The organism is Parabacteroides sp. AM58-2XD (genome assembly GCF_003463685.1).
In the GTDB taxonomy this organism is placed as follows: domain Bacteria; phylum Bacteroidota; class Bacteroidia; order Bacteroidales; family Tannerellaceae; genus Parabacteroides; species Parabacteroides segnis.
Genome location: NZ_QSDP01000188.1, coordinates 1 through 5226 on the forward strand (window position 1 = coordinate 1; position 5226 = coordinate 5226).

Sequence of the window (5226 nt, forward strand, 5' to 3'; positions counted from 1 at the left end):
TCTCTTAGATAGAAAACTGTAAGAAATGGGACTAAAGTCCAATGAGATAGATCCTTTACTAATCCGTCAGCTGAAGCAGACGGCAAATAAACCTGTAACAAGGCTTGTTTTATTGACTGGCTTTAACACACCCCCTGCCCCCTCTCAAGAGGGGAGCCAGTTACAACCAGTCACAAAACCGATAGCTCAATTATTTCTATACTCACCATACTGTACTTATTTATTCATAATGCAACGCCTCCGCCGGTTTCATCTGTACCGCCTTGTGCATCGGGAACCAGATACCGAGGCTGATCATACCCGCCATCAGCAAATAGGCTCCTCCGAAGGTGACCGCGAAACGCCACCAGGTATAGGGGAGACGACAGGTGTCGGGCATATCGAAGTAAAGCATATTTAGTATGAATACCAACACAAAGGGAATCGTGAGAGCCAGCAGGACAAGCCCTTCGAGGTTCATCAGGCGGCTGAGCTGACGGCGGTTCGATCCCAGGGCGATGCGCAATCCCATCTCCCCCTGCCGTGCCTGCGTACGTAACCAGAAGGTTCCGATGATGCCGAAAAAGACGTTGATCAGCATGAAGCCCACCAGGGCGGTCTTCTTCTTCATATTGTCTTCGCGGTCTTTCAGTCTGTCGGCACGCATATCGGATAGCGGCTCCAGACTGGAAACGTAGACATTGTTCACCAGCAACCGGTCACCCATCCCTTGCAGGAACGCCTCCATCTTTTCGGGCGGGAAGCCGGGACTCATGCGGATAAGGACATCTATGGTCACTTGCCACATTTCCGCTACGTCGATCATCGCAGAAGGCGATACGATCTCATAGAAGTACGGGGCACTCTTTTCATACTCTGTAGAACGACGGGGATTACTTATTCCGACCAGAGGAAGACGCTCGCCATCTTCTCCGTCAAACCGGAAAGAATCTCCCATGCCACCGCCTTCAAGGAATTGCTCCTCCAGGTCGGCACTGATTACGATGCCTGTACGTGTCCCGACGACGGAACGGAGCGGAGCACCGGCCTTATCGGTTATACGCAACACATCGAAATACTCCGGGGTGACAGTGCAATACGTATAGTTGCGAGCCTGAACCGTCGTGTCGGCACCGACGGGTACCAACAACGTCGACATTCTACTCAGGGAATAAGGCTACCGGCACCAGCCAGACAAACTTCGTCCACTTCGGGAGCCTGGCGCAGGTTGTCTACCAGGCGGAACATGTCCTCTCCAAGGCGGGTTGTTTGCTCCTGTTCGTCCACGTAACCCGGCATACCCGGCTGAAGTACTCCCAGTTGTATCTTGTAGGTGTTCCTTATATCGAAACCGAGTGGAGAATGGTAGGTGTACTGGTCTACCAGCATCGAATCCATCATCACCCAGAGGATTGCTACCACGACCAACAGTTCGGCAAATATCCAGCCGTTACTGCGACGCTGGTTCCATATTATCTTTAGTATATGTTTAATCATTATACGTTATATTACATGTTTATTATTCATCCCCTTTCAATGCCTTGGTTATGGGTTGCCGCGAAATGCGCAGGGCCGGTATGCCGACAGACAGCAGGTTGAGCAACAGGCAAAACAGCAGGGCGACAAGGAAGATTCCCGGCTGAAACAACATATCCGTATGGAGCACTGTCTCTGCATCCTTCAAAAGGAAGTCTTTGCAAACCGGCAACAAGAGAAGCGATAAGACCAGTCCTATTACTCCTCCCAAAAGGGTGATAAGTCCGTTCTCACAGAGCAACTGGCTGAACAAAATGCCCCGGGTGGCACCGAATACTTTACGGAGCCCCATCTCGCTACGGCGTTTCTGCACGGCCGATTGTGTCACACCGGTCAGGTTCAATGCGGGAACAAGAAGAAGCAAAAGAAGCAGGCCACCCGTCTCAAGCAGGTAATCTTTCAGGGCTATCTTCCTCCAACCTGACGAACCCATTGCCTTGTCGAAGCGGGTGATCGGATTCTCCAGGAAGCTGATCTTACAATCTTGCTTTGCCGCGTTGTAGCGGTCGCGTTGCTGTTCTATTTCCCGGCGGATGGCGTCGAAGTCTCCTTTATCATGAGCCAGCAGGGTTATTTTAAAAGCGCCGCCCATACCTTCCATCTGGGTCAGGCCAAGTATCATCTGATTGAGCGTATAGGGTGCCCATACATCGCCAAAAGAGGTGTCGGCGGCACGACTAACGTCTTTTACTACACCGCAGATCGTGCAGGGCATCTGCTCGAGAATGATTGGCTTACCTACCACATCAGTGCTTCCGTACAGGGTGCGGGCCACGCTTTCACTAACAACTACCCGGGGAATGCCCGAGGTGAAATCGGCATCGGTAAATGGTTTACCTTCCAGGAAACGAAAGTCGTATATCTTCCAGAATGCAGGGTCGGAATACATGATATCATAGGAATTATACATGCGCTTACCAGGAAGCGACAGTGGAGCCGGGAAACTGAACCAGGCGGAAACTGCTTCGGGTTTCTTCAACGTGTAAAAGCATTCACGGACAGCTTCCTGAGACATAAAGCCGTTGTAGCGTCTGTTAGCGGAACACTCCACCTGAGTCCCGTCCTCGATGTAGAGCATACGATTACGGTTTGTTTCGGGTGAGAAACTGGCGGATTGTATCTGGAAGACCAGACAAACAACCATGATCATGGCTATCGAAAGAGCCGTGCCGAGTATGGAGATCAGGCTGATGAGGCGGTTCTCACGCAGCATGTTCAGGGCTTGTTTGAGGTATTGTTTGAACATATTGTTGTTGTTTATGTTAGGGCGGTTCGCGAACCGCCCGTACGGGACGTTATTTTATTTTAAGTTTGTTCTTGTCCTTATAGCTTGCCATGTCGGAGACTACGACCTGGTCGCCGGGTTGCAGGCCGCTGATCACTTCCACGTATTCGTAGTTGCTGTCGCCCAGCTGCACCTTGCGCTTCAAGAGTTGGTCGCCGTTGACCACAAAGACGTCGTATTCACCTTTGCCAACATAATAAGAGGCGTTGGCGATGCGCATGACGTCATCCTTGACGGCATTCATGACATACACGTCGGTCTTAAGGCCGGAGCGGAGGTGGCGGTGGTTGTCTTCTTCCAGTTGGACAGTGAAGGAGATGACGCCGTTCTTCGACAGCGGGGTGACGTCGCTGACGGTGCCCTCCAGTTTGTCGCTGCCGATCTTGACAACGGCTTTGCTGCCGGCGGCGATGCGGTCGCCATAAGTGTCGGCTATCTCACCTTCGATCTTGAAATGTGAGAGGTCGGAGACGATGGCGATCTTGGTGCCTTCGCTTACCTGGGCACCGATCTCGTTGTTCACGTAGGTCAGGATCGCCTTGCGGGGGGAGCGGACCTGGGCATCGTCGAGCGTACGCTTGGTTTCGGCGAGGCTTTTGCGGAAGATGTTGAGTTCGAGTTCCTTTACTTTCAGGTCGGCTTCGGCAAGGGCCTGTTCATTGATGTATTTTTGTTCGTCTTCCTTGAGTTTAAGCTGGCTGACGTTGTAGTCGAGTTCTACCTGGCGTACTTTGTCGGTGGTGCCGGCACCGAGGCTGTCGAGGTAGCGTTCGTTACGCAGTTCGACGGCTTTGCGGTCGAGTTCCATGCGGGAGACTTTCAGATTCATCTCCATTTCGGAGAGTTTGCTATGGCCGGTGACACGGAGTTTTTCCAGTTCGAGTTGTTTCATCTGTTGCTCGTCCAGTTTCTTCTTATATTCCGTTTCGGCACTTTGCAGGTCGAGTTTGAGGATCGGTGTTCCTACATCGACAGAGTCGCCTCCTTTTTTGTATATCTCGACGATACGGGTGTTGATAGGGGAATTGATGATCTCTTCGAAAGCGGGTATCACCTTGCCGGAGGCACTGACCGATACTTCGATGACGCCCTGGTCGACGGTGGATATAGTCAGGTCTTTACGGTTCAGGCTGGTTTGCAGGAAAGAAATGATCACGGCAATGACGAGCACGGCCGCTCCCACGCCTCCCCCGATCTTTATGATTTGTTTGCGTTGTTCTTTTCTTCGAACTTCTTTTGATATCTCTCTGTCCATATTTAGTATTGTTTTTATTTTCCACCACAGTAGAGGCAAACTCCGTGCCAAAAAGCTAAACCACTGATATTGTGAGCCTACTATAAAACAAACAGTGTTCAATATCGGACAGTGTGTTCGGTTTTACAGAAAACATTCCGGCTCTCCGCGTTGTTCTTTATCGACAAAGAAGGTAAAACACTTATTAATCGCTAAAACAAGAAAGATATGAGTACCAGATCTATTATTTTATCGCTTTTCGTCGCCCTGGGGTTCGTCCTCACCGGTTGCGACAATAATGATGACAATCACAAAAATGCCATCGAACCGACTGAGCCGGTAATGCAGGCTTTCAATAAGAAATATCCCGACGCCTCCAACCCGCTCTTTACAATTGAAGGGAATTATTATGTAGCCGAGTTCACGAACAATGGTATTTCGACCGAGGCATGGCTCACCGAACAGGGCAAGTGGATGATGGATAAGGCGGATACACCTTTCAACCAACTTCCGGAGGCGGTGACCGGCGCATTCAACAACGGCCTTTATGCGGGCTGGAAAGTGGATGATTCTTATACGATCAACCGGGATAGCATGGCTGTCGTCTATAAGATTAATGCCGAAAAGGGAAACAACGACATGGACCTGTATTATTCGCAATACGGCAACCTGATCAAGACGGTGAACGACGAAGGGAACGAAGATGCCCCGATCGTGATCCCGGCAGAAGTGCATACGTTGATGAACCTTACTTTCGCAACCTGCGACCTGCTGGATATACAGAGCAACAGCGAAGGATACATCCTGAATATGCTAGACGGAAAAGTTTATAAGATCGCCCAACTGAATAAAGATTACCGGTGGCAGAGTACCACATACCAGATAGCCGAACAGGAGGTACCGGAGGTTATCATGGCTGCCTTCCAGTCCACAGGCTATGCCGAAGATACAATCGAAGCAATAACAGTAAAGATCGAGATTGCGGGAACATTCTACACCTTCACCGTCGATCATAACGGACAAAGCACAGATGTCACATTCGATGCGATGGGGAATGTTGTTGGATGAAACATTGCTAGAAATAATTGAGCTATCCAACTGTCAAAGTGACTCATCTGTTACAGGTTCATTTGCCGTCTGCTTTAGCTGACGGTTTATAAGCAGGTTCTTTTTTTGGCTTTAGCCACATTTC

The 5226-nt window shown here is 50.2% G+C and carries 5 protein-coding genes; 1 reads left to right on the plus strand and 4 read right to left on the minus strand.

Annotation, left to right across the window (positions count from 1 at the left end; genetic code table 11):
* Window positions 1-220: 220 nt before the first annotated feature.
* The 4 genes from DXA15_RS24460 to DXA15_RS24470 are packed head-to-tail and all read right to left on the minus strand — an operon-like array spanning window position 221 to window position 4055.
* Complete coding sequence (locus tag DXA15_RS24460; RefSeq protein ID WP_233567617.1) at window positions 221-1138, minus strand: FtsX-like permease family protein; 918 nt, start codon at window positions 1136-1138, stop codon at window positions 221-223.
* Between the two features lie 5 nt (window positions 1139-1143).
* Window positions 1144-1476 (minus strand): hypothetical protein, encoded by a 333-nt coding sequence (locus DXA15_RS27420; RefSeq protein WP_233567618.1) that lies wholly within the window; start codon window positions 1474-1476, stop codon window positions 1144-1146.
* 22 nt (window positions 1477-1498) lie between these two features.
* Complete coding sequence (locus tag DXA15_RS24465; RefSeq protein ID WP_128135776.1) at window positions 1499-2761, minus strand: ABC transporter permease; 1263 nt, start codon at window positions 2759-2761, stop codon at window positions 1499-1501.
* A gap of 49 nt (window positions 2762-2810) precedes the next feature.
* The gene (locus DXA15_RS24470) at window positions 2811-4055 is read right to left on the minus strand and encodes an efflux RND transporter periplasmic adaptor subunit (RefSeq protein WP_128135778.1); all 1245 of its coding nucleotides are present in this window, start codon (window positions 4053-4055) and stop codon (window positions 2811-2813) included.
* 207 nt (window positions 4056-4262) lie between these two features.
* Here DXA15_RS24470 and DXA15_RS24475 point away from each other — a divergent pair, with 207 nt between their 5' ends.
* Complete coding sequence (locus DXA15_RS24475; protein WP_128135777.1) at window positions 4263-5102, plus strand: PepSY-like domain-containing protein; 840 nt, start codon at window positions 4263-4265, stop codon at window positions 5100-5102.
* Window positions 5103-5226 lie beyond the last annotated feature (124 nt).